The 1,678-nt window shown below is 41.7% G+C and carries 2 protein-coding genes; both read right to left on the minus strand.

Annotated elements, in window-relative coordinates:
• A partial coding sequence (locus ACEW8O_RS15720; protein WP_373495575.1) for a serine hydrolase domain-containing protein occupies positions 1–728 on the minus strand: 728 nt, incomplete at its 3' end.
• Positions 729–1,044: 316 nt separating this feature from the next.
• Complete coding sequence (locus ACEW8O_RS15725) at positions 1,045–1,629, minus strand: bifunctional precorrin-2 dehydrogenase/sirohydrochlorin ferrochelatase (protein WP_373495576.1); 585 nt, start codon at positions 1,627–1,629, stop codon at positions 1,045–1,047.
• Positions 1,630–1,678 lie beyond the last annotated feature (49 nt).

A 1,678-nucleotide genomic window follows, 5' to 3' on the forward strand; every position in this document is an offset into this window, starting at 1 on the left:
AAGGCAATTGGGAAATTCTTTCCCTCCTCTCTGCCATGGGGAGTAGTTACATTTGTCGTATTTGGGATTCCTTTAGCATTAGTCATTGTATTGTCCATTTCCAATGGTTTCAAAATCCTTTCCTGAACATTCTCCCCCCAACTTTTCCCGGTCACTTTTCTGATTACCTCTCCTGCTGTAATGTACATCAGATTGGAATAGCCATAACCGGACCTGAAGTCATAAGCCTGTGGCACTTTTCCTGCACGTCTGATAAATTCCTCTGCATCTGCTTCTGATTTGTACCAGATGACATCACCGCTGAAAGTCCCCAAACCCACCCGATGGCTCAACAGGTCCCGTATAGTCACATTGGCACTGATCCATGGATCATCATATAGCGAGAAATAGGGTAGATAATCTTTCACTTTATCGTTCCATCCCAATTTACCTTCCTGAACCAACATACCGATAACCGCAGTGGTGAAAGCCTTGGAATTGGAAGCGATGGCATAAAGGGAATTGGACTCGGGCTTCTCATTTTTGCCCACTTCTTTAATTCCGTAATTCCCGGTAAACACAAGTTCACCATCTTTCACGATTCCAATACTGGCCCCAGGCACATCCCAATCTTTGATCATCTGCTCAAAATAGGCATCGAGTTTTTTGAAATCAGGGGTGGTCTGTGCATTGGTTTGGAGTGAAAAAAGAAGGGAAAAGACGACAAGGAAAGAAAGGTGATTTTTCATAAATTAAATGTTGGATGGATTGAGCTTCAAGTTATGAAAGGGGGTGGAAGGGAGCAAAAAATTTGGAGGAGAAATGAGGGGGCATATTATTTCTATTGATTTGATATTTAAATCAGAATCATAAAAATCACACAATTGGGTATGAAAACGTGAAAAAAATCACAATATCGGAACTAATTGTGTGAAAATATTGGACAAGCTAATTCCGAAGGCGCTCGGGAGAAGTATTTTCTAGAGGAACGGATAAACGGAAATTATGAACTTGTATCGAACCATGGGAGATTCCTCCTGACGTCGGAATGACGGAGCCATCCCTTCACTCAGCCTTGCTTTTTTCCACCAGCCCTTCGGTCAGTTTATTCAAGGCTTCGACCTTGTATTCAAAATCACCTTTTAGAGTTTCCCTGTATTTGTTGATGTTTTCCACCAATTCATTGATATCTTCGGGGATAACTTCTTCCAAAAGTTGCCGGAGTCTTTTGGCAGTGGTTGGGGATTTGCCGTTGGTGCTAATGGCGATTTTTACATTGCCTTTGGTCACGATACCACCAAGATAAAAATCACATAATTCAGGAGTATCTGCTACATTGACTAATAAAAATCTTTCTTTCGCCTCGTCATGGATTTGCCTGTTCACTGCCTTATCATCAGTAGCAGCGATCACGATATGCTTGGCTCCAAGATACTTTTCATGATAAGCATCCTCAATCAAGGTCACATTAGGCGCGTCATTTGCCAATTTCAAAAACTCCTCATTGAATTCTTTGGAAACCGCAGTGACCTGTGCCTCAGGACTGCTTTTCAACAAAAATGACAGCTTCTCCGTCCCCACAAATCCTCCACCTACCAAAAGAGTATTCAGTTGATGGACTTTGAGGAAGATGGGATAGAGAGAATTCATATTGAAGATTTTAGAATCAAGAGGCAAGAACCAAGATACAAGACTTTTT

The organism is Aquiflexum sp., assembly GCF_041749095.1.
Taxonomy (GTDB): domain Bacteria; phylum Bacteroidota; class Bacteroidia; order Cytophagales; family Cyclobacteriaceae; genus Aquiflexum.

Bases quoted from the DNA above. Each gene is read 5' to 3' on its own strand.
- ACEW8O_RS15725 (WP_373495576.1), bottom strand. From the start codon at position 1,629: ATGAATTCTCTCTATCCCATCTTCCTCAAAGTCCATCAACTGAATACT.